Genomic DNA, 21,807 nt, shown 5'->3' with positions numbered 1-21,807 from the left:
CTCCTCCTTCGTACGACTCCCGCACCACAGCGAACACAGAGAACACAGAGAACGCAGAGGACCTGATGACCGTCACCGATCAGCCCGCTCCCTCCCGGCAGGTCATGCCCGCCGAGGAGCGGTACGCCGCCGAACTCGCCTTCCTCGCCGCGCAGGACACCGGGCCCCGGCCGCCGGGCTGGGCCCTGACCCCGCGCGCCGTCGTGACGTTCGTGTGCGGCAGCGAGGGCGCCGAGCTGGCCCTGCCGAAGCGGCGGGCCGGGCTGCCGTCGAAGCTGGTGATCGCTCCGAAGTTCGTCGGCGAACGCGCCCTGGTGGAGCGGTGCGTGGTCACCCTGGCCGGTGAGCGGGGGCTGCTGCTCACCGGTGAGCCGGGCACCGCCAAGTCGATGCTGTCCGAGCTGCTGGCCGCCGCGGTGTGCGGCACGAGCGCGCTGACCGTGCAGGGCACGGCGGGCACCACCGAGGACGCCTTCCGGTACGGCTGGAACTACGCCCTGCTCCTCGCGCAGGGACCCACTGCCCAGGCCCTGGTGGACTCCCCGGTGCTCGCGGCGATGCGCACCGGCCGGGTGGTCCGGGTCGAGGAGATCACCCGGTGCCTGCCCGAGGTGCAGGACGCGCTGGTGTCGATCCTGTCCGACCGGCGGGTCACCGTACCCGAACTGACCGCCACCGAGGACGCGCTGGTCTCGGCGGCTCCCGGTTTCACGGTCATCGCGACCGCCAACCTGCGGGACCGGGGCGTGTCGGAGATGTCGGCCGCGCTCAAGCGCCGCTTCAACTTCGAGACGGTCGCGCCGATCGCGGACGCCGACGCGGAGGCCACGCTGATCCGGCGCCAGGCGGTCGCCGCCGTCCAGCGCGCCGGGGCGGCCTTCGGGGTGGACGACTCCGTGCTCGACGCGCTCGTCACCGTGTTCCGGGACCTGCGTTCCGGCCGCTCGGCCGAGGGCTGGGACGTGGAGCGGCCCGGCACGGTCATGTCCACCGCCGAGGCGGTGCAGGTGGCGGCCTCGCTGGGGGTGGCCGCCGCGTACCTGCCGGGCGGGGACGCGCTGGACCTGCTGCCGGGCCACCTGCTGGGCGTCGTGCGCAAGGACGACCCCGCCGACCACGGGCGGCTGCTGGGGTACTGGGACGGCCCCGTCCGGCGCCGCGCCGAAGACGGCTCGGCGATGTGGCGCCGCCTCTGGGACCTGCGCGGGAGCCTGCGTTGACGGTCACCGACCCGACGGCCGGCCCGGCGGCCGACCCGCGGACCGCGGTGGAGGCGCTCGCCTCCTCGCGCGAGCCGTACCTGCTGGGCGTACGCCACCACAGTCCCGCCCTGGCGGCGGTGGTTCCGGCACTGCTGGAGGCCGCCGGGACGCAGGTGCTGTGCGTGGAGCTCCCGGCCGACTTCCAGCCCTGGCTGGAGCACCTGGCGGATCCGGAGACCGTGGCACCGGTCGCCCTGGCGGGCCTGGGACGGGAGGGCCGGCTGGCCTTCTACCCCTTCGCGGACTTCTCCCCCGAACTGGCGGCGATCCGCTGGGCCCGGGGCCGGGGCGTGGAGGTCGTCTGCTGCGACCTCCCGCTGTCCGACGCGGGCTGGTCGGGGGCGGACCCCGGGCCCGACGAGGAGCGGGCGGAGGCGGGGCAGGCCGGTCCGGGGCGGCCCGGGCCGGAGTCGGAACCCGCTCCGGCACCCGCTTCGGCACCCGCTCCGGGGCCGGTCACCGGCCGCGTCTTCGCGGACGCCCTCGTGGCGGCGGGCACCGGGCGGGAGGGCGAGGACCTCTGGGACCGGGCGGTGGAGGTACTGGCCCCCGGCTGCTCCCCCGAAGCCGTGCGCCGGGCCGCGCTCGGCGTCGGCTGGGCGCTGCGCGCCGACGCGGGGACGGTACCGCCGACGGACCTGGCCCGCGAGGCCCACATGCGGCGGGTGATCGCCGCCGCGGGTTCCGGCGGCCGGCGCGTGGCCGCCCTGATCGGCGCGTTCCACGCCCCCGCCCTGCTCCCGACCGGACCGGGCGCGGCACTTCCCGCACCCCGGACGGGCTCGGACGCGACGGGTGCGACCGGTGTCCCGCCGGTGTCCGCCCCCGGGACCGCGACGGCCGCGGCCGGGGCGGTCGGGGCCGGGGCGGTCGGGGCCGGGGAGGGTGGCGCGGCGGGGGTGGTGACCTCCTTCGTGGCGTACTCCTTCGACCTGCTCGACGCCCGTTCCGGGTACCCGGCCGGAATCCGGGATCCGCTGTGGCAGCAGGCCGTCCTCGAAGCGGGCGGTGACCCCGTACGGGTCCGGGAGGCGGCCTCGGTCGCCGTCACCGGCGTGTGCCGGGAGCTGCGCCGGGCCGGCCACACCGCCGGCACCGGCGAGGCGTCCGAGACCCTGCGGCTCGCCTGCGACCTGGCGGTGCTGCGCGGGCTGCCCGCGCCCGGCCGGGGCGAACTCCTGGAGGCCGTGTCCACGGTGCTCGGGCAGGGCGAACCCCTGGGCCGGGGACGGGCGCTGGCCCGCGCCCTGGAGGCGGTGCTGGTCGGTGCGGGCCGCGGCCGCACCACCCCGCACGCCCCCCGCTCGGGACTCGGCCCGTCCGTGGAGGCGGAGCTGGCCGAACTGCGGCTCCCGTCGCCCGAGGACCCCGCGTCCCGCGAGGTGCGCCTCGACCCGTTGCGCTCCGCGCTCGACGGCCGCCGGGAGGTCCTGCTCCAGCGCCTGCTGGTGTGCGGCGCCTCCTACGGCGAGCCCGTCACCGTCGCCGCGACCGGGGACGGCACCGCCCTCGGGAGCAAGTGGCGGCTGGCCTGGACTCCTTCCGTCCCGGCCCGCCTCGACCTGGCGGGGGTCCGCGGCGTGAGCGCCGCCCAGGCGGCCGCCGGGACGCTGCGTGACGTCGCACGCCGCGAGGCGGCTGCGGGCGGCCCGACGGCGGCGCAGGTCCTGACCGGGCTGGCCGCGGCCGCGCGCTGCGACCTGCCCGAACTGGTCGACGTACGACTGGAGGAGGCCGCGGCGGTCCTGCCGGACACCGCCGGGCTGCCGGAACTCCTGGAGGCCGTCGACCTGCTGGAGGCCCTGCGCCGCGGTCACCTGCCCGGCACCTCCGCCGGGGCCCGCGACACCGCGGGCGCCCTCGTCGCCGACCTGCTGGAGACCGCCGTACGTTCCCTGCCGGGGCTCGCCGGCAGCGACGACCCCGCCGACGCCGGAGCCCTGGTGGCCCTCGCCGACCGGGCCTCGGCCCGGCAGCTGGGCCTGCGCATGGACGCCGCTCTGGCCGAACTGGCTTCCACCGCATCCCCGTTGATGCGGGGTGCGGCACTGGCCGTCCGCGTCCTGCTGGACCTCGATCCGGCGGCGGAGCTCGGCGAACGCACCGCCGCGTGGGTGGACGGCGCGACCACCCCCGACGGGCGGCGCGCGCTGGCCCGCCGGCTCGCCGGTCTGCTCAGCGCCGCCGGTCCGCTGCTGGACGCCTCCCCCGCCGCGCTGTCCCCGCTCCTGGAGCGGGTGGACGGGCTCGGCGACGCGGCGTTCCTGGAACGGCTGCCCGCGCTGCGCGGTGGTTTCGACGCGCTGGCCCCGGCCGCGCGCGAGCGGCTGCTGGAGACGGTGACCGAGCGGCTGGGAGAGCGCGTCGACCTGTCGCTCGAAGCGCCGCCCGCCCTGCTCGCCCTCTGGGCCGCGGCCGACGCCGCCGGGCTCGCCGCGCTCAAGGAGCTCCCGTTCCCCGCCCCTTCGGGCCAGGTCCCGCCGGGTACGGGGGCGCCGTACTCCCCGCGTGCCGCGCCGCCCGCGGACCGGCGCCTGGCCCCGGCCGACCGGTGGCGGCTGCTGCTCGGCCGCCAGCGCGACCGGCTCCCGGCCGGTGCGCACCGCTACGCCCGCGCCCTCGACGAGCTGTACGGCGCGGGGCAGGGCGAGGGCTCGTCCGACCTCGACCGGGGCGGTCGGGGCGGCGGCGACGGCGCCTCCTTCCCCACCGCCCGCGAGTGGTCGCAGGAGCTGGAGTCCCTGTTCGGCGCGGACGTGCGGGAGGAGGTGCTGGCGGACGCGGCCGGTGCGGGGCGCACCGACGTACTGGCCCAGCTGGACCCGGCGTCCGTACGTCCCTCCGTGGAGCTGCTGACGTCGGTGCTGTCGCTGGCGGGCGGCATGCCCGAGCAGCAACTGGCCCGGCTGCGGCCGCTGGTGCGGCGGCTGGTCGACGAGCTGGCGAAGGAGCTGGTGACCCGGCTGCGGCCGACGCTCTCCGGGCTGTCGACGCCCCGGCCGACGCGCCGGCCGGGCGGGGCGCTCGACCTGGCCCGCACCCTGCGCGCGAACCTCGCCCACACCCGCCGGCTCGACGACGGCCGGGTGGTGGTGGTTCCGGAGCGTCCGGTGTTCAGCACCCGGGCGTCCCGCGAGTCGGACTGGCGGCTGATCCTGGTCGTCGACGTGTCCGGCTCGATGGAGGCATCCGTCATCTGGTCGGCGCTGACCGCCGCGGTCCTGGGCGGGGTGCCGACCCTCTCGACGCACTTCCTGGCCTTCTCCACGCAGGTGGTGGACCTCACCGACCGCGTCGAGGATCCGCTGTCGCTGCTGCTGGAGGTCCGGGTCGGCGGTGGGACGCACATCGCGGCGGGCCTCGCGCACGCCCGTTCGCTGATCACGGTGCCGAGCCGCACGCTGGTCGTCGTGGTCAGCGACTTCGAGGAGGGCGCCCCGGTCGGCGGCCTGCTCGCCGAGGTACGTGCCCTGGCCGCCTCGGGCGCCCAGCTGCTGGGCTGCGCCGCGCTCGACGACGCGGGCACGCCCCGGTACTCGGTTCCGGTCGCCCGGCAGCTCGTCGCGGCCGGGATGCCGGTGGCCGCGCTCAGCCCCCTCGCCCTCGCCCGCTGGGTGGGCGACCGACTCCGTGGAGAGCCCCGTTGACCAGCACCACCAGTACCACCAGCACCGCCGGGCCGGACGGCGCGGGGACGGATCCGGCGCCCGGCGGGGGGCCGTTGCCGCCCGTCGCCCCCGAGGTCCTCGCGGAGGCCGTGGAGAGTCTGAGCGCCCGGCTGCGCAAGAAGCTCGACGCGGCCGTCGAGGGCTGCGCCGCCGCGGCCGTGGCCGGGGCCGACGGGAGCGTCACCGTACGGTTCGGCGAGGACGCGGTGGTGACGCTGCGTCCGGGGCCCTCGGGAGTGGTCGCCGAGGCGGCGCAGGCCGTCTGCGGCTGCCTGCTGGCGCCGCGCTGCCTGCACCGGGCCGCCGTCCTGGGCGCTGCCCCGCTGGCGGACCCGTCGGAGCTGCCGGACACCTGCGCGGCGGGTCCCGGGCCGGGGCTCGCGGAGGCGGAGGCCGGGACCGCGCCGGCCGACGGAGGCGGGGCCGGTGCGGGGGTGCCCGTCGGGGGCGGGGCCGGTGCCGCGGCCGACGCCCGGTCAGATGCGGAATCCCGCGCCGGGGGCGGGGCAGCGGCCGGGGCTCACGACGGCGGCGGAGGGGCGGGGGCCGGGTCCGTGGCGTCGGGCGGCGCGGCGGCCGTACCGGCTTACGGGGCCGAGCCGCTCACGCGCGCCCAGCTGGCGGCGGGTGCGGCCCTGTGGACGGCCGCCGCCGAGGCCCTCGCCGCCGGGGTCACGGCCGGGGGCGCGGTGGTGCAGGCCGAACTGCTGCGGGCCGCCCACTCGGCCCGCCTGGCCGGGCTGCCGCACGCCGAGGCCGCCGCGCTGCGCGTGGTGCGCGGTCTGCGCGGGGCCCGGGAGCGCCGTGCCGGGCAGCGGCTCACCGACCTCGCGGCGGCCTTCGCCGAACTGCTCCGCGTCGCCGCGCTGCTGGCCGCCGGTACCGGCGGCCCCGGTGTGACCGGCGGCGGCCGCCGGGCCTACGCGGCCGGGGGCAGCCTGCGCGTGCAGGGCCTGTGCCGGGAGCCCGTGCTCAGCGCGACCGGCTACGGCGGCGTGGTGACCCACCTGCTGGGCGAGGACGGCGCCCGCTACTCGGTGTCGGACGTCCGGCCCGGCGGGCTCGCCCGCGCGCGGGGCGCGGGGGCCGCGTCCGTCGCCCTGGGCGGCGCCGTCCTCGACCACGCCGGGCTCGCCCGGGGCGGCCTGCGCGTCGTCGGCGCGACCGTGTCCGCCGACGGGCGGCTCGGCGCGGGGCGCGGGGTCCGGGCGACGCCGGTACCGGGTCTGTCCTGGGCGGCGGAGCCCCTCGCGGCGCTCTTCGCCCGCCCGGCGGCGCAGGCGCTGGCCGCGCAGCAGGCGGACGGGGCACCGGACTCCGAAGCGGCCCTGCTGGGCTGCGACGTGCAGGTGGCCGGCGCGGCGGGAGATCACCTGCTGGTCCGGGAACTGTCGCCGGACGGCACGGTACGCGCAGACGCGCCCCTGCTCCGGCTGTGCCCGGCCCATCCGCATCCGGAGCTGGCGCACACCGCGAACCTGCGCCGCCTCGCCGGGTATCCGGGCCTGGCGGTCCGGGTCCTGGGCCGCCCGGACCTGGACCGGGCGGCGACGCTGCGCCCGCTGGCCGTGGGTCCGGTTCCGGGGGCGGAGTACACGCTGCGGCTGCCGGCCGAGTGGCTGGACCGGGCCGACCTCGGCTACGACCGGCTCCAGGGCAGCCACTTCCCCGAGGGCGCGACCCCCGGAACGGCGGCCGGCTCCTGCGAACCGGGCACGGATCCGCTGGCCGACTCGCCCCTGTGGCGGGTGCGCCGGCTCCTGGAGGCGGGCGTCGCGGGCGGGCGTCGCGCGGTCGCCGAGTCGGCCCGCGGCCCGGAGCCGCTGTCCGCGTACGGGCCGCTGCGCCGGGCCGGCTTCGGCGCGGCGGCGGACCTGGCCGGGGCCCTGGTCCTGGAGGCGGACCGGCGGCCCCGGAACTCCTTCGGCCGCCTCACCGAGGCCTCGGCCGACGCCTACGCCCGGGCCTGGCTGGCGGCATCCACCCACCTGTCCGCCGCCCACCGCTCCCTGGTGGCCGCCTCCTGGACCTGACCGGATGGCCGGCCGCCTGTCAGTGGCGTCGTGCATGATCGGCGCGTCGGTTGCCGGAGACGAGGGGGAAGCACCGTGGCGATCACGAACCAGCAGGTGGCGGGGCACGCGTTCCTGAAGCAGTTGTTCGCGGACGACTACTACCCCGACCACGTGGTCGGCATGGGGCGGGCGGTCCTGCTGCGGCTGTGCGAGCGGATCGAGGCCGAGCGGCCGTCGGACCTGCCGGCCCTGTACGCCCTCACCCGGGCCGCCACGGAGGAGTTCAACCTGCTGGAGGCGGAGTTCGAGGCGGCCGGGAGCGACATCGAGACGGTCGCTCGGGAGGAGATCGCCGAGGACTTCTGGTTCGTCGCCTCCTCCTACGGGTTCCCGGACGCGGACGTGGAGGAGCTCATCGCCACCCGGGAATGGTGAACGCCGGCCCGGAAGGTGGGCGCACGCTCACGCCCCGCCCGGGTGTGTCGCCCTGCGAGTCGCGCGGACCGGCGGCTCCGGCGCGCGGTGGGAGCGGCGCGCGCCGGGGATTCCGGCCGACTCCGAGGGGCGGTCCGGGCGGCGGCCGAAGCCGTTTCCTTCGGTACCGGCCCAGGTGGGGAGGGGGTCGGGTGCGCCGGAGCGCGGGGGCCGGGGGTGGCCGGTTCGCACCCGGTGCGCCGCGGCCTCTGTGGCGATTCCTCACTTTCCGCCGGGTGCGCCGCCCACACTCGTGCGCGGAGGGACCCGATCGGGGTGACGGTCCCGGGGACAGGGGGATGCGATGACGCGGAACGGCCGGGACAGCGGTGCGGTGGCGGGGGTGGGGGCGTCGTCCGCCGGCCCGGTGGGGCTCGCCGAGTCCGCGGGGCGGGGCGGGTGCGGTCCGCCGCCCCGCGGGGCCCGGCCGCTGGCGGTGGTGCTCTGCGCGGCCGCGTCGGCGGTCCTGGTACCGGCCGTCTGGGACGCGGTGGGGCGTGACGGGCCGGCGGCCCTGGCGGTGGTCCTGGTGGCCGGGGCATGGACCGGCCGGCGAGCCCTGCACGCGGCGGCGCGGACGGCGGCCCGGCGGGCGGCGGTTCCCGGGCCGGCCGAACAGGTCGGTCCGTCCGGCGACTTGCGGCACGGCGTGGGAACCGGCCACGACTCCCCCGCCCCGCTGCGGGGTTGGATGTCCGGTTATGGGTAGTCTTCAGCGGACGGTGTGCGGAGTCCTACCGGGGCGGGGTTTCATGGTTCGTCAGACAGGCGTGCGCGGTGCGGCGGTGGCGGCGGTACTGCTGCTCGGTATCACCGGATGCGGCAAGCAGGATCCCGGGGACGCGAAGGGCGGCGACCGGCCGGCCGTGACGGCGACCCCGGGCGCGAGTACCGGCCCGAGCACGTCACCCGCCCCTTCGCCTTCGGGCGAAGACGCCAAACCGGCCGCCGGGGACGTACTGCCCGGCATGGTCAGCGCGGCCGTGGCCCGGACGCAGCTGGCCGCGCTGACGGTCGCCAAACCCGGCACGATGGCCGGGTACAGCCGCGACAGGTTCACCCACTGGGCCGAGCAGGGCAACAAGTGCGACACCCGCGAAACCGTACTGAAGCGGGACGGAGCGGACGTCACGCAGGACTCCGAGTGCCGGGCCGTGTCCGGCAGCTGGAAGAGCCTGTACGACGGGGCGGCCATCACCGAGGCCGCGAAGCTGGACATCGACCACATGGTGCCGCTGGCCGAGGGCTGGCGTTCGGGCGCGTCCGGCTGGGACGCGGCGAAGCGCAAGGCCTTCGCGAACGACCTGACCCGTCCGCAGCTGCTGGCCGTCTCGGCGTCGTCCAACCGTTCCAAGGGCGACCAGAGCCCCGATCTGTGGCAGCCGACGGACCGGTCGAGCTGGTGCCAGTACGGGCGGGCCTGGACCACCGTCAAGTCCCACTACGGGCTGACGGTCACCGAGGCCGAGAGGACCACCCTCACCACCATGATCGACACCTGCGCGTCGTGACGGCCGAGCGGAGCTGGCAGGACCAGGTCCTCGCCGGACCGGGCGGTGCGATGACCGACGAGGTCGGCGTGATCACCGGTCCGCTCACCCTGCGCACCACGGGCGGGGCGGACGGCGAGGTCCGGTTCGCGATCCAGTACACGGACGCGGACGAGTGGTACACGCTGACCGGGAGCCCGGTCGTCGCCGACGCAGATCCGTACGCGCTGCACACCGCGGCGCTGGCCGCCGTACGGGCCGGCCACGGGGCCGGGGCTCCGCACCCGGGGGCCTGACCGGAGGAGGCCCCGGGACGGGACCGGCGGCCTGATCAGCGGGTACGGCGGACCGCCCGGCCGGGCGCCGGGACGGGCCGCGGGGCAACGCGATGGCCTGCGGGCGGCCCGGCTGACAGACTGGGGCGACTTGATCACCCCAGGAGGCAGCCATGTCAGACGAGAACGCCACCCCGCAGGCCGACGCGGCACAGAACGACGCACCGCAGGCCGACGCCCCGCAGGACGAGACCCCGGCGGAGGAGGCCAAGCGCAAGTTCCGCGAGGCCCTGGCGCGCAACGCCTCCAACGCCCAGTCCCAGCAGTCCCATCAGAGCCGGGCGAAGGTGCAGGGTTCCAGCAGCGGGGCGGGCGGAAAGAACAAGAAGGTCCGCCGCAAGACGGGCTGACCCGAGCGAATCGTTGGGCCGCATGGGTGATGGGCGATAACCACCGGCGCCGGACGCAGTTGATCAGGACGTCCCGCCGGGGACAGCTCATGCGACAGAAGGATCTTCACGATGCTCAAGAAGTTCATGACCAGCGCCGCGGTCACCGCCTCCGTCATCGGCACGGGTGCCGTCATGGCCTCCCCGGCGATGGCGATCGGCAACGACAACGGCGTGAACACCGTCAACGGCAACAGCGCTTCGCAGATCTACGGCAACCAGTCGACCCACGGTGCGCAGAGCCCGCAGCTCAGCGCGATCCAGGGTTCGCTGAACAAGCTCTGCGTCGGCCTGCCGGCGAAGGTCAACGCCCAGTCGCTGGTCGCGATCCTCGCCAACGTCGGCGTCCAGGACGTCAACGTCCTGTCCAACCCGCAGAACCAGCAGTGCGCCGAGAACTCCACCCAGGCCAAGGGTGACGAGCCGCTGTCGCACATCCTCAGCAACATCCCGGTCCTCTCGGGCAACCTCTCGGCCGGCAGCTGATCCGGTCGGCATCCGGACCGGCGTGACGACCCAGGTCGTCACGCCGGTTCGGCGTTTGCGGGCACGGCCCGCGCCGGGCCCGGTGCCCGTCCCCCGGACCCGCGACCCCTCTTTGGCACCCACGGACAATATTTGGTCTAGACCTTGACAGGTCCAGACCACTTCGGTTCAGTGGCGGTAGTTGTCGTTCCCCACACCCCTCGCGACAATTCCCCCCACCCCAGGAGCAGTTACGTGATACGTGCCGTCCGCCGCCGCGCCCTCTCCCTCGCCGCGGCCGCCGCCGTGACCCTCGGCCTCGCCGTCGCCCTGCCCGCCTCCTCCGCTTCGGCGGCCCCCGCCTGCGCCACCGCCTGGGCCTCCTCGGCCGTCTACACCGGCGGCGGTACCGCCTCGTACAACGGCCACAACTGGCAGGCGAAGTGGTGGACCCAGGGCGAGACGCCCGGCACCACCGGCCAGTGGGGCGTCTGGTCCGACCAGGGCGCCTGCGGCGGCGGGGGCGGCCAGGACCCCGACCCGGGCACCGGCAACCCGTCCGGCTTCGTCGTCAGCGAGGCCCAGTTCAACCAGATGTTCCCGAACCGGAACCCCTTCTACACGTACAACGGCCTGGTCGCGGCGCTGTCCGCCTACCCCGGCTTCGCGAACACCGGCGACGACACCGTCAAGCGGCGCGAGGCCGCCGCCTTCCTCGCGAACGTCTCGCACGAGACGGGCGGGCTGGTGCACATCGTCGAGCAGAACACGGCCAACTACCCCCACTACTGCGACGCCACCCAGCCGTACGGCTGTCCCGCCGGGCAGGCCGCGTACTACGGGCGCGGGCCCATCCAGCTGAGCTGGAACTTCAACTACAAGGCTGCGGGCGACGCCCTCGGGATCAACCTCCTCGCCAACCCGTACCTCGTCGAGCAGGACCCGGCCGTCGCCATGAAGACGGCGCTCTGGTACTGGAACACCCAGAACGGCCCCGGCACGATGACCGCCCACGCGGCCATCGTCAACGGCGCCGGCTTCGGCGAGACCATCCGTTCCATCAACGGGGCGCTGGAGTGCAACGGCGGCAACCCCGCCCAGGTGCAGAGCCGGGTGAACAAGTACCAGAGCTTCACCCAGCTGCTCGGCGTCACCCCGGGCGGCAACCTCACCTGCTGACGCGCACCGGCCGCCGTGCCACCGCGCCGCCCGGGCTCAGTGCCCGCGCAGCGCGGTGGCCAGCTGCGCGCGGGAGCGCACGTCCAGCTTCTGGTAGATCCGGGTGAGCCGGGACTCCACCGTCTTCACGCTCAGGAACAGCTTCGCCGCCGCTTCCTGGTTGCTGGCCCCCGCACCGACCAGCAGGGCCAGCCGGGTCTCCGCCTCGGTCAGGGCCGCCACCCCGGGGTGCGGGGCGGCGGCCTCCGGCGTGGTCTCCCGCGCCAGGCCGAGCCAGGGCTTCGCCCCGGCCCGCTCGAACACCTCGGCCGCCGCCAGCAGGGCGGACCGGGCGGGCGCCCGGCGGCGGCGCCTGCGCTCGACCCGGGCCAGGGCCAGCAGGGTCCGGCCGTGTTCCAGCGGCAGCCCGAGGGCGTCGAAGCGGCGTGCCGTCTCCTCCAGCAGGGCCACGGCCGGTCCGGCCTCCCCGCGCGCGGACAGGCACAGCCCCCGGGCCCGGTCGAGGGCCGCGAGCACGCTCGTGCGCTCCAGGGACCGGGCGACCGGGGTGACCCCGTCCAGCAGTTCCGCGGCCCGGTCGGGGGCGTCGGCCGCCACCAGGGCCTCGGCGAGCTCCCCGTGCCAGCGCAGGACCGACGGGTCCACCACCTGCTGGGCCCCTTCCAGCTCGGCGACCCGGCACAGGGTGGCCGCCGCCTTGGCCGCGTCGCCGGTGGCGAGTTCGACGGTGCCGAGCGCGTACAGGCCCCGGGACAGGAAGACCTGGTCCTGTTCCTCCTCGGAGGCCCGGATGCCCCGGCGGGCATAGCCGGCGGCCCGGGCGAAACTGCCGCCGGCGGCCTCGGCGGTCGCGGCGACGTACCAGGCGGGGCCGGGTGACAGGCCCGCCTCGATGGTCAGCTCGACGGCCCGGCGGGCGTGCGCGGCAGCGGCGGCGCAGCGGCCGCGCCGCAGTTCGACCTCGGTGAGGCTGCGCAGCACCTCGAAGACGTCCTCGGCGGATCCGGTGCGCTGGACGGCGGGCAGCAGGGCGAGGAGCTGGGCGTGCGCGTCGCCGAGCCGGTCGTCGAAGAGGGCGTGCCGGACGGCGAGGTACTGGGGCGCGTTGCGCATGCCGAGGGGGACTTCGGGCGCGGGCAGGGCCAGGGCCTCGGCGAGGATGTCCTCGGCGTCGTGGTCGCCGAGGATGCGGCCCATCCGGGCCCGTACGGTCAGGGCCATGGCCTCGGCGACCTGGTCTCCGCCGGCCTTGGCGAGGGCTCCGGCCTCGGCGGCGGCGTCGCGGGAACGGACCGGGTCCCCGTCGCTGAGGTTGTGCTTCCAGGCGATGCGCAGCTGGACGGCGGCCCGCAGCGAGGGGTCCCCGGCGGCGTCGGCCACGGCGAAGGCGAAGGTTTCGTCGAGGTCGGCCAGCGCCTGTCCGGCGGCGTCGATCACGGCGAGCCGTGCCCGTACCCGCTGGGCGGGCGAGGCGTCGCGGGCGAGTACGGCGCGCGTGGCCCGGCGGGCGAGGTCGGCGCGGCCGGCCCAGCCGGCGTCCTCGGCGGCGCCGACGAGGCGGGCCAGCTCCTCCCGCGGCAGGGCGGCGGGGGTGCGTTCGGCGGCGAGCAGCCCGAGTTCCGCGGCGAGTGCGCGCTGGCCGCGGCGGCGGCAGTCGTCGGCGGCGGCGGTGATCTCGGCGGCGAGCCGGGCGTCGGGGGCGTCCACGGCGAGGGCCCGGTGGCGTACGGCCTGCACGGGGTCGTCGACGGCGTCGGCGAGCGCGGCGTGTCCGGCGGAGCGTTCGGGCCAGCCGGCGTCGGCGGCGAGGGCCGTCGCGACGGCGCCCGCGGTGAAGGCGACGGCCCCGTCCTCGCCCACGGTGACCAGCCCGGCGCGTTCGGCCTCGGCGAGTTCCGCTTCGGCGTCGGGGCGGCCGGCGCGGCGCAGCAGGGCGGTGGTGGGGCGGGCGGTGAGGGCGGCGAGGAGCAGGGTGCGGCGGGCCCGGAAGGGGGCTTCGGCGAGGAGGCGGCGGGCGACGTCGCGGGCCTGGCCGGAGACGGGCAGGGTGTCGGCGTGGTGGGCGCCGCCGTCGCGGGTCCCGGCGGCTTCGGCGAGGGAGTGCCCGAGGGCGAGGGCGAGCCGCGGGTTGCCGCCGCTGGCCTGGTGGATGCGGCCGGCGAGGCGGGCCGGGAGGCCGTGGCGCAGCAGGAGTTCGGCGACCTCGTCGGCGCCGAGCGGGGGGATCCGGACGGCCGGGGTGCCGGGGCCGCAGAGGCGTTCGGCGACGGGTGTTCCGCCGTGGACGCACTCGGCGGCGAGGACCCGTACGCGCGGTGGGGTGAGGCGCAGGGCGAAACGGAGCAGATCGGTGGTTTCCGCGTCGAGCCATTGGGCGTTGTCGAGGATGAGGAGGACGGGTCCGGAGGCGGCCAGGGTGCGCAGCACTTCGACGAGGGCGAGGCGCAGGGCGACGTGGTCGCGGCCCGCTCCGGGTGCGTCGGTCTCCCGGCGGAGCAGGGCGATGGCGGTGCGCTGGGGGCCGGCGAGGCGGTCCAGGGCGGCGCGGGGCACGGTGGCGAGGAGGGCGGCGGCGGAGGCCTCGGGTATCCACCGGTCCGCGGCTTCGGGGGCGAGCCGGAGCACGGTTTCGCGCCGGCTTTCGGCGGCGGCCGCGACGGCGCGCGCGACCTCGGTCTTTCCCGCTCCGGCCGGTCCGGTGAGGACGGCGCGGCCGTGCGTGGTCAGCGCGCGGTCGACCGCCTCGATCAGTTCACTGTGTCCGACGTTCGCGTCAGCGTGCCCCGTCGCCGCCACGCACAGCCACCAGCCTTTCGCTCCCCAGTTCTGTGCCTTTCCTGTGAGACGCGACAATACGAGGTCAGCCGCCGGACGGACCCGGATTGTGACGCAGAATTCAGTCAGCCGGCAGGAAAGCACGGCGGACCTGCCGGTACGGGAGGTACCGGCAGGTCCGCGCGCTGGGATGGTCCGTACCTTCGGCCCGTCAGTGCGGAGTTGGGGGGCTCCGCCGGGGCCGGGGGGACCGGGGTGCGGGGCGGGTCAGAAGCCGAGGCTCCAGGAGTCGATCTTGCCGGTGTCGCCGCCGGCGTTGTCGTTGACGCGCAGCTTCCAGGTGCCGTTCGCGGCCTCGGAGGAGGCGTTGACGGTGTAGGTCTGGTTGATGTTGTCGGTGCTGCCGCCGGCGCGGTTGTGGACCGTGTAGACGGAGCCGTCGGGGGCGACCAGGTCGACCTTCAGGTCACCGATGTAGGTGTGGGCGATGTTCACGCCGACCTTCAGGGCGGCCGGGGCGTTGCCCGTGACGCCGCTGACGGTGATCGGGCTCTCGACCGTGGCGTTGTCGCCGATGGCGAAGTCCGCGGTGTTCTCGAAGGACGGGGTGGTGGGCGTGGAGGTCACCGCGTTCACCGTCGCCGTGGCGTCCGCGAGACCGGCGCCGCAGCCGCCGGTGCAGGTGCCGGCCAGCGGGCGGGCGTTGGCCTTGATCGCGGCCTCGATCTGGGCCGGGGTCAGGGAGGCCTTCGCCGACTTCATGAGGGCGGCGAGGCCCGCGATGTGCGGGGCGGCCATGCTGGTGCCCTGGTAGGGCTTGTAGGACTCGGCGCCGGGGGTGGTGGTGCCGGCGTTCAGGGTGGAGAGGATCGCGTTCTCGGGGGTGGTGACGGTGCCGGGCGTGTCGGTGGCGCGGCGGGTCTCACCGCCCGGGGCGGCGATGTCGATGATCGTGCCGAAGTTGGAGTAGTACGAGCGGTCGCCGGCCCGGTTGGTCGACGCCACGTTGATGACGTTGTTGCAGCTGGCCGGCGAGAAGCCGGAAGCGTTGGCGTTGCTGTTGCCGGCGGCGACGACGACGGTCGTGCCGCGGGCGACGGCGGCGTTGATCGCGTTCTGGTAGCTGGTGCCGCAGGTGCCCGAGCCGCCGAGGCTCATGTTGATGACCTTGGCCGGGGTGGCGTTGGCCGGGACGCCCGAGACGGTGCCGCCGGAGGCCCAGGTGATGGCGTCGACGATGTCCGAGGTGGCGCCGCCGCACTTGCCGAGCACGCGGACGGGCTGGATCTTCGCACCGTAGGCGATGCCGGCGACGCCCTTGGAGTTGTTGGTGGCGGCGGCGATGGTGCCCGCGACGTGGGTGCCGTGCCAGGACGAGGTGCTGGCCTTGGAGCCGACACCGCACTCGCCGTCGGTGGCGTTCCAGTCGCCCTCGTCGGCCGGGTTGGCGTCACGGCCGTTGCCGTCGCGGGCCTCGGAGGAGGTGGAGATGAAGTCGTAGCCGGCGACGACGTTCGGCGCGACGTCCGAGTGGGCGACGTAGCCGGTGTCGATCACGGCGACGGTGACGCCGGAGCCGGTGGTCTTGTCCCAGGCGGCGGGGACGTTCATGCCGGCGGTGGGCTCGAACAGGTCCCACTGCTTGGCGTACTCGGTGTCGTTCGGGGTGACGGCCATCGCGTAGGCGCGGGTGTCCGGCTCGACGTACGCGACGTCCGGGTCGGCGCGGAACTGGTCCATCACGCCGGCGGCGTCGGCGGGGGCGACCGATCCGCCCAGGTTGACGAGGGCGGCACCGGTGCCGAGGCGGCGGTCGAACTTCGCCTTCTTGCCGGCCTTCTTGCCCTTGGCGGCGGCGTCGTCGGCGGCCGCGGAGTTGGAACTGGCCTCGGAGGCCGAGGACTTGTATCCGACGATGAGGTTCTCGACCGGCGCCCCGGCGGGCGCGGCGGGAGCCGCGGCGGCCGGGAGGGAGGTGGCCGGGTCGTTCTCGGCGGTCACGGCCACGGAGGCGGTCGCGGAGCCGGCGAGGAGGGTGACGGACATGGCCACCACGGATATGAGCCTGCTGCGTCTGGATGCGTGCACGGTGTTCCCTTTCGAGGGCCGTTTCCGGGCAGGCCGGAGCGGCCGGTCGGTGCAGTGTGGGAGGTGAACCGGCGGCCACGGGGCCCGGGGCGGACTGGTCAGTCCCCGCCCCGGCCACCGCCGCGCGCCGCGTTGCCCGGCCGCGACGGCGGGGCAGGGCAACGGCGGTCCCGGCGGTCCGCGCCCGTCCGTACCGCTTCACACCATGTGGGGTTGGCGCGGGGGCGGTTCGGGGGCGGTGGATCGCCGGTGGGCAGACAGTAGGCAACGCGGAGGTGAACCCGATACGGGGAAAACCCTTGTCCGGACCCCTGCGGGCCCGCCCCCGCCCCCGGGGCGGACGGGGGCGGGGGCGGGCCGGGAGGGGCGGGCGCGGGGGTTACCGCGGGTTGAGCCGGCGGAAGTAGGTCCAGCTGGACTCGTTCGGCTCGGTCCACTTCTCCGGGGCGCGGGCGAACTCCGGGTGGCGGGCGGCGATGTACGCGCGGGTGCGTTCGGGGACCTCGTCGTAGGATCCCAGCTTCGTGCCGCGGCAGTGGAAGGCGAGGCCCCCGGGGCGCTGGGCCTGCTCCATCCAGGGCAGCCAGGGGGACATCCGCATCCAGGACATGGTGGCGGGGACGCTCGGCGCGTCCCCGGCGAGGGCCTCGGCGGGGGCGAAGAACTGGAAGAGTTCCAGGGCCTTGTAGGTGTCCGAGGCGGAGTTCAGCGGGTAGTCGGCGACGGGCAGCGGGGAGGGGTAGGCGAGGGGGATCTCCATGCTGAAGCAGACCTGGGCGCCGAGTTCGGTGCGGGGGACGGGGAAGGGCCGCAGCCGGAGGTTGGCCGGGGCGTTCCAGACGTGGACCACGGGCTTTTCCTGCCAGGTCTCCAGGATCTCTCGAGTGGTGGGGTCCAGGTAGAAGGCGGCTTCGCGGGAGAGCATCCGGTAGCCGCCGGTCTCCTCGTCGGCCTCGAGGCGGGCCACGTTGAGGCCTTCGAAGCCGAAGACCCTCTGGTAGGGCTCGTCGGGGGACCAGGAGTGGACGTCGCCGGTCCACCAGTAGGTGACCTCGGCGCCGTCGAGGGAGGCGCGGGTGCGGGCGAAGTCGTGGAGGAGTTCAGCCGGTGTCATACGGAGAACTCTGCTCGGCGGCCGGTCGGCCCGGCAAGCCGCCTTCCGGCCTGGCGGCGGCCCGCGCGGTTCCGCGTGCGCGGGGGCGGGGAGGTACGGGGCGGGCGCCCGGGGGTCGTGCGCCGGGGGCGCCTGCGCCGGGACGGCGCGCTCCGGGCGCCGGCGCCCGGCGGACCCCTTCTCCGCCTGCCGGCGCACTCGGCCCGTGCTCCGAGGAGCCGTGCTCCGGGGGGTGGTGCACCGGGGGCTCACGCTCCGGGGGGTAGTGCTCCGCCTGCCGGCGCACTCGCGGCCCGCGCACCGACGAGCCGTGCACCGACGGCCCTTGCACCGGGGGGGTCCTGTTGCGGGCGGGTGTCGCCGTGGGGTTCTCGGGGGGGGGGCGGGACGTGCTCCGGGCGGCGGGGGCGGGGGCCGGGGGTGCCGGCCGGCGGGGTCGCCGGGCGGGCGGGGTCGCCGGTGGTGGGGGCGGCGTGCCCCGTGCCGATGTCGGCGGGGTCCGCGGGGCGGCCCAGGTGGCGGGAGAGGAGTTCGCGGAGCGGGCCGGGGACGGGGTCCCGGGGCACGCTGCCGCGCAGCCAGGGGGCGACCGGGGTGCGGTCGTAGGGGGTGCTGAGGGCGGCCGCCCGCGCGGTGGCGTTGAGCTGCCGGGTCAGAGCCTCGTAGGTCCAGGCCGTTTCCCTGGTCACGCGGTGCGGAAGGGGGTTGGCGGCGGGCACGGGGGGACTCCTTCCTCGTGCCACGGGCACGTGCGCGGAGGTCGTTCCCGCGGTGTGCACCGGCGGGCGGCGGGAAAGGTTGCTGCGCCTTCGGGAGCGCGCCGGACGACACCTACAATCGCCCCGGGCTCCCGTCGTGCGGATGCCCCGTTGACGACCGTACGGAGCACCGGCAACCGTGACCGCCATGGGGAAAGAACACCGACTGCTGGCGCTGCTGGTGTGCCTGGTGCTGGGTACCGGGCTGGCGGCCGCCGTGCTGGGCGCCTCACGGGCCGCCGGGCCGCGCCACGGCTCCGTCGCGGGGGCGTACGTGGACATACGCGAGGTGCCGCGCGATGCCGCTCCCCCGCCCGCCGCGGGGCCGGAGGGCTCGTCCGGCACCGTGACGGTCGACTGCGGCCGCAACGCGGAGGGCCACTACAACGAGGACAACCTGGTGGTCTCGCCCGGTCTGCGGGCCGGTGCCCACCACACGCACGCGTACGTCGGGAACCTGTCCACGAACGCCCTGTCCGACGACGCCTCACTGGACGCGGCCGCCACGAGCTGCGTCGGCGGCGACCGCTCCACCTACTACTGGCCCGTGCTGCGCCGCCTCGACCGGCCGGGCAGCCGCCCCCACGAGAGCTCGGCCGGGCACGGCAACACGGGCGAGATCCTGCCCGAGGCGGCCGTGTCCGTGGAGTTCCGCGGGAGTCCGGTGAGCAAGGTGGTGCCGATGCCGCGGTTCCTGCGGGCGATGACCGGCGACGCCGTCGCGCACACGGCGGCCTCGGACGCCGACGTACGGGCGCGCTGGGGCTGCTCCGGCTTCCCCGACCGGTGGACGACCGACTATCCGCGCTGCCCGGCCGGCGACCGCCTCACCCGCAGCCTGGTCTTCCCGAGCTGCTGGAACGGCCTGGACACCTCCGTGCCCGGGCACCGCTCGCACCTGCGGTTCCCCGCCCCGAACGGCGTGTGCCCGCAGGGCACCTTCCCGGTACCGGAGCTGCGCGTCTCCCTCTCCTACGCGGTGCCCCAGGGGGCGCCGGTCGCGCTCGACTCCTTCCCCGAGCAGCGGCACAGCCCGAAGACGGACCACGCCATGTTCGTCAACGTGATGACGGACGCGCGGATGCGCGAGGTCGTGGGCTGCCTCAACGAGGGCCGCAGCTGCCGGACCTGACCCCCGGCCGCTCCCGAGTGACGTACGTCACGTGAACCGCCCGTGTGCCCGGGGCGTGTTCCGACCGCACCACGTAACACGAGGAGGACGGAGAGGGTGAGATGGCCGGACCACTGTGGCCCCGCACTCGGCGGGGCTCGACCGACGAAGCACTGATCAGGTCGGTCTACGAGGAGCACGGCCACGCCCTGCTCGCGTACGCGACGCGGCTGACCGGGGACCGGGCCGCCGCCGAGGACGTCGTCCAGGAGACGCTCATCCGGGCGTGGCGGCACTCCGAGGTCCTGGTCAACGGAAAGGGCTCGGTGCGCGGCTGGCTGCTCACGGTGGCCCGCAACATCATCACCGACCGGTACCGGGCCAAGGCCGCGCGGCCGGCGGAGGTGTCGGGTTCAGCGGCGGCTCCCCCGGTGGAGGGCGATCACGCGGACTCGGTGGTGGACTCCATGGCCGTGCTCGGCGCACTCGACCGGCTCACGCCGGAACACCGGGACGTGCTGACGGAGTTGTACTACCGCCAGCGCAGCGTCGCGGAGGCGGCCGACCGCCTCGGGATCCCGGCGGGCACGGTGAAGTCGCGCGCGCACTACGCCCTCAAGGCGCTGCGCGAGGTGTTCACGGACAGCGGCAGGGACGACAGCAAGGACAGACGATCAGCCCGGCCGCCCCAGCAGCCCGGCGGACTGCGGGAGGTGGTGGCATGAACCGGCAGCGGCACGAGGAGGAACTGCTCGGACCGTACGTGCTCGGCGTCCTGGACGAGGAGGACGTGCGGCGGGTCGAGGAACACCTCACCGAATGCGTGGGGTGCCGCGAGGAGGTGGCCGCGTTGCGCGAGATGGAGAGGGTGCTGGGCGAGGTGCCCGAGGAGGCCTTCCTCGACGGCGCCCCGCAGGGCGGCGACCTGCTGCTCCAGCGGACGCTGCGGCAGGTCCGCGGTGAGCGGGCGGCGGCGTCGCGGCGCCGGATGGCCTTCGTCGGAGTGGCCGCGGCCGCCTCGATGGCGGCCGTGTTCTGGGCCGGTACCCGGCTCGGCGACGACGGGAGCGACAGCGCCCTGGTCCCGCTGCCGTCCCCGACGGTGTCGGCGGCGCCCTCGCCCCCGGTGGCGGGCACCCGGGTCGCCTCGGCGACGGACCGGAGCAGCGGCGCGCGGATGACCGTACAGGTGACGCCCGCCCCGAAGTGGGTGCGCGTGCACGCGGCGGTGACCGGGATTCCGCCGGGCGAGCGCTGCCGGCTGGTGGTGGTCGCGAAGGACGGTACGCGGAGCACCGCGGGCGGCTGGGTCGTGGGCACGGCCGAGCACGGCGAGGGCAAGGGCGCCTCGCTGGACGGCACGGCGGCGGTGGATCCCTCGCAGGTCAAGGAGATCCGCGTCGAGAACGAGGCGGGGCGGACCTTCGTGTCCGTGCCCGTGTAGCGGAAGGGGCGCGCCCCGGCCCGCGGGCCGGGGACGTGACGGAGCCCGGGAGCATGTCCAGCTCCCGGGCTCCTGTTTGCCACCCAATTGCGCACACCGGCTGCGTTTAAGAGCCAGGGATCATGTTGAGGCCGACGTGTTCTGCCTTTGAACTACCGCGCCACGGAAGAGGCGCAGGAGGGACTTGAACCCCCATCCGTCGGTGATCGTCCCGGCCCGGTCGATCCGGTGTTCGGCGGCGAATACTGAGACTGGAGCGATAACTTGAGGTTCAAGGGGCCGCCTCTGCCGACTGGGCCACCCCGGCACGTGGTACCGGGGGAGGGATTCGAACCCCCGACTGACACCCCTGATTCAGCTTCAACATCAGTTTCAGCTTGCGCTCTCGCGCACCCCCTGCGACACAGGGGGCGTTCTCGGGGCTACCTGAACAGGTAGCCGAACACCGCGTCCCCGACCCGCTGGTCGGTGACCTCGGCGCTGTTGGCCTCCTCGCGGGCGAACTTGACGGCCTGCTGGAGCCGCTCCACCCGGTCGAGGAGCTCGTTGACCCGGCGGGCCGGCAGGGCACCGGAGAACTTCACGGTGGTCCAGTAGCCGACGGCGACGTCCTCGTAGTAGACCTCGACCTGCGCCGGGTGCTTCTCGGTGGCCTCGGCCTTGACGTGGTTGCGCGGGACCTTCTTGGTGCGGATCGTGCGGACGGCCTCCGTCTTCCAGGAGTCCGTGGAGGGGTCCAGGTTCCAGGATTCCGAGGCGTCGAGGACCGGCAGCTTCCGTACGAAGGTGTGCAGGTCGGTCAGCTGCTTCTCCAGGAAGAGCAGGTAGGGGACCGGCACCTGGGGCAGCAGCACGTTGCCGTCGACCACGATGTCGGCGGACGCGGAGCGGTTCGCCCAGTCCTTGGTGGCCGTGACGTCGAAGAGCCGCGTCAGGGTGGCCGCCGTCGACCGGAGCACGTCCTCCGCCTTGACCTGCACCCGGGTGGATTCGGGCGGCAGCTGCTCGCCCTCCTCGTCCTTGGGCTGGTACGTACGCGAGATGCCGGCCAGCAGGGCGGGCTTCTGCACGTCGTGGTGAGCCTGGGTGAGCTCTTGGAGGGACTTGGACTTGACGCCCTTTTCGACTGCGATGATCTGATTCAGCTTCGGCACGCCGTCAACCTAACAAGTCCGTCCGCGGGAAGACCATCCGATATTTTCCGCGGGCACCCCGGCCCGCCGGGTCCGGTGCCGGTCCG

General features: G+C 75.5%; 18 protein-coding genes. 13 read left to right on the top strand and 5 right to left on the bottom strand.

Going from position 1 to position 21,807, the window contains the following annotated elements:
* Nucleotides 1-65: 65 nt before the first annotated feature.
* The 10 genes from ABZZ17_RS24625 to ABZZ17_RS24580 all read left to right on the top strand — a co-directional run bounded on the left by ABZZ17_RS24625 (nt 66) and on the right by ABZZ17_RS24580 (nt 11,277).
* Nucleotides 66-1,220: an AAA family ATPase gene (locus ABZZ17_RS24625; protein ID WP_356878542.1), complete on the top strand. Its 1,155-nt coding sequence runs from the start codon at nt 66-68 to the stop codon at nt 1,218-1,220.
* Nucleotides 1,217-4,909 carry a DUF5682 family protein gene (locus tag ABZZ17_RS24620; protein WP_356878540.1) on the top strand — a complete coding sequence of 1,231 codons (3,693 nt, stop codon included), beginning with the start codon at nt 1,217-1,219 and terminating at the stop codon, nt 4,907-4,909. Before ABZZ17_RS24625 ends, ABZZ17_RS24620 begins: the two co-directional genes overlap by 4 nt.
* Nucleotides 4,906-6,963 carry a hypothetical protein gene (locus ABZZ17_RS24615; protein WP_356878538.1) on the top strand — a complete coding sequence of 686 codons (2,058 nt, stop codon included), beginning with the start codon at nt 4,906-4,908 and terminating at the stop codon, nt 6,961-6,963. Before ABZZ17_RS24620 ends, ABZZ17_RS24615 begins: the two co-directional genes overlap by 4 nt.
* 75 nt (nt 6,964-7,038) lie before the next feature.
* A complete protein-coding gene (locus tag ABZZ17_RS24610; RefSeq protein WP_356878536.1) occupies nt 7,039-7,380 on the top strand; it encodes a DUF5713 family protein in 342 nt (113 codons plus the stop codon).
* Nucleotides 7,381-7,723: 343 nt separating this feature from the next.
* Entirely contained in the window at nt 7,724-8,128 is a 405-nt protein-coding gene (locus ABZZ17_RS24605; protein WP_356878534.1) for a hypothetical protein, read from the top strand.
* Between the two features lie 43 nt (nt 8,129-8,171).
* The gene (locus ABZZ17_RS24600) at nt 8,172-8,930 is read left to right on the top strand and encodes a DUF1524 domain-containing protein (RefSeq protein WP_356878532.1); all 759 of its coding nucleotides are present in this window, start codon (nt 8,172-8,174) and stop codon (nt 8,928-8,930) included.
* A 50-nt stretch (nt 8,931-8,980) separates the two neighbouring features.
* The gene (locus tag ABZZ17_RS24595) at nt 8,981-9,205 is read left to right on the top strand and encodes a hypothetical protein (RefSeq protein ID WP_356878570.1); all 225 of its coding nucleotides are present in this window, start codon (nt 8,981-8,983) and stop codon (nt 9,203-9,205) included.
* A gap of 152 nt (nt 9,206-9,357) precedes the next feature.
* On the top strand, nt 9,358-9,594 hold the full coding sequence (locus ABZZ17_RS24590; RefSeq protein ID WP_356878530.1) for a DUF5302 domain-containing protein: 237 nt from the start codon (nt 9,358-9,360) through the stop codon (nt 9,592-9,594).
* Nucleotides 9,595-9,705: 111 nt separating this feature from the next.
* Nucleotides 9,706-10,119 (top strand): rodlin, encoded by a 414-nt coding sequence (locus ABZZ17_RS24585; RefSeq protein ID WP_356878528.1) that lies wholly within the window; start codon nt 9,706-9,708, stop codon nt 10,117-10,119.
* Nucleotides 10,120-10,404: 285 nt separating this feature from the next.
* Nucleotides 10,405-11,277: a glycoside hydrolase family 19 protein gene (locus ABZZ17_RS24580; RefSeq protein ID WP_356878568.1), complete on the top strand. Its 873-nt coding sequence runs from the start codon at nt 10,405-10,407 to the stop codon at nt 11,275-11,277.
* Nucleotides 11,278-11,313: 36 nt separating this feature from the next.
* On the opposite strand, the gene ABZZ17_RS24575 is transcribed toward ABZZ17_RS24580, so the two are convergent.
* The 4 genes from ABZZ17_RS24575 to ABZZ17_RS24560 form a co-directional block, all read right to left on the bottom strand.
* Nucleotides 11,314-14,073 (bottom strand): LuxR family transcriptional regulator, encoded by a 2,760-nt coding sequence (locus ABZZ17_RS24575; RefSeq protein ID WP_356878526.1) that lies wholly within the window; start codon nt 14,071-14,073, stop codon nt 11,314-11,316.
* 246 nt (nt 14,074-14,319) lie between these two features.
* Nucleotides 14,320-16,098 (bottom strand): S8 family serine peptidase, encoded by a 1,779-nt coding sequence (locus ABZZ17_RS24570; RefSeq protein ID WP_356878566.1) that lies wholly within the window; start codon nt 16,096-16,098, stop codon nt 14,320-14,322.
* A gap of 421 nt (nt 16,099-16,519) precedes the next feature.
* Nucleotides 16,520-17,254: a DUF1838 family protein gene (locus ABZZ17_RS24565; RefSeq protein ID WP_356878524.1), complete on the bottom strand. Its 735-nt coding sequence runs from the start codon at nt 17,252-17,254 to the stop codon at nt 16,520-16,522.
* A 248-nt stretch (nt 17,255-17,502) separates the two neighbouring features.
* On the bottom strand, nt 17,503-17,973 hold the full coding sequence (locus ABZZ17_RS24560) for a hypothetical protein (protein ID WP_356878522.1): 471 nt from the start codon (nt 17,971-17,973) through the stop codon (nt 17,503-17,505).
* Nucleotides 17,974-18,160: 187 nt separating this feature from the next.
* On the opposite strand from ABZZ17_RS24560, the gene ABZZ17_RS24555 reads away from it, so the two are divergent.
* The 3 genes from ABZZ17_RS24555 (at nt 18,161) to ABZZ17_RS24545 (ending at nt 20,567) form a co-directional block, all read left to right on the top strand.
* Nucleotides 18,161-19,144, top strand: coding sequence for a DUF1996 domain-containing protein (locus ABZZ17_RS24555; RefSeq protein WP_356878520.1), 984 nt, complete (start codon nt 18,161-18,163; stop codon nt 19,142-19,144).
* A gap of 101 nt (nt 19,145-19,245) precedes the next feature.
* A complete protein-coding gene (locus ABZZ17_RS24550) occupies nt 19,246-19,848 on the top strand; it encodes a sigma-70 family RNA polymerase sigma factor (RefSeq protein WP_356878518.1) in 603 nt (200 codons plus the stop codon).
* The gene (locus ABZZ17_RS24545) at nt 19,845-20,567 is read left to right on the top strand and encodes a zf-HC2 domain-containing protein (RefSeq protein ID WP_356878516.1); all 723 of its coding nucleotides are present in this window, start codon (nt 19,845-19,847) and stop codon (nt 20,565-20,567) included. Before ABZZ17_RS24550 ends, ABZZ17_RS24545 begins: the two co-directional genes overlap by 4 nt.
* Nucleotides 20,568-20,989: 422 nt before the next feature.
* Here the strand turns inward: ABZZ17_RS24545 and ABZZ17_RS24540 are convergent, their stop codons facing one another.
* Entirely contained in the window at nt 20,990-21,721 is a 732-nt protein-coding gene (locus ABZZ17_RS24540) for a hypothetical protein (protein ID WP_356878514.1), read from the bottom strand.
* Nucleotides 21,722-21,807 lie beyond the last annotated feature (86 nt).

The organism is Streptomyces sp. NPDC006512, from assembly GCF_040611935.1.
Lineage (GTDB): Bacteria > Actinomycetota > Actinomycetes > Streptomycetales > Streptomycetaceae > Streptomyces.
This window is presented reverse-complemented; position numbering and strand designations above follow the sequence as displayed.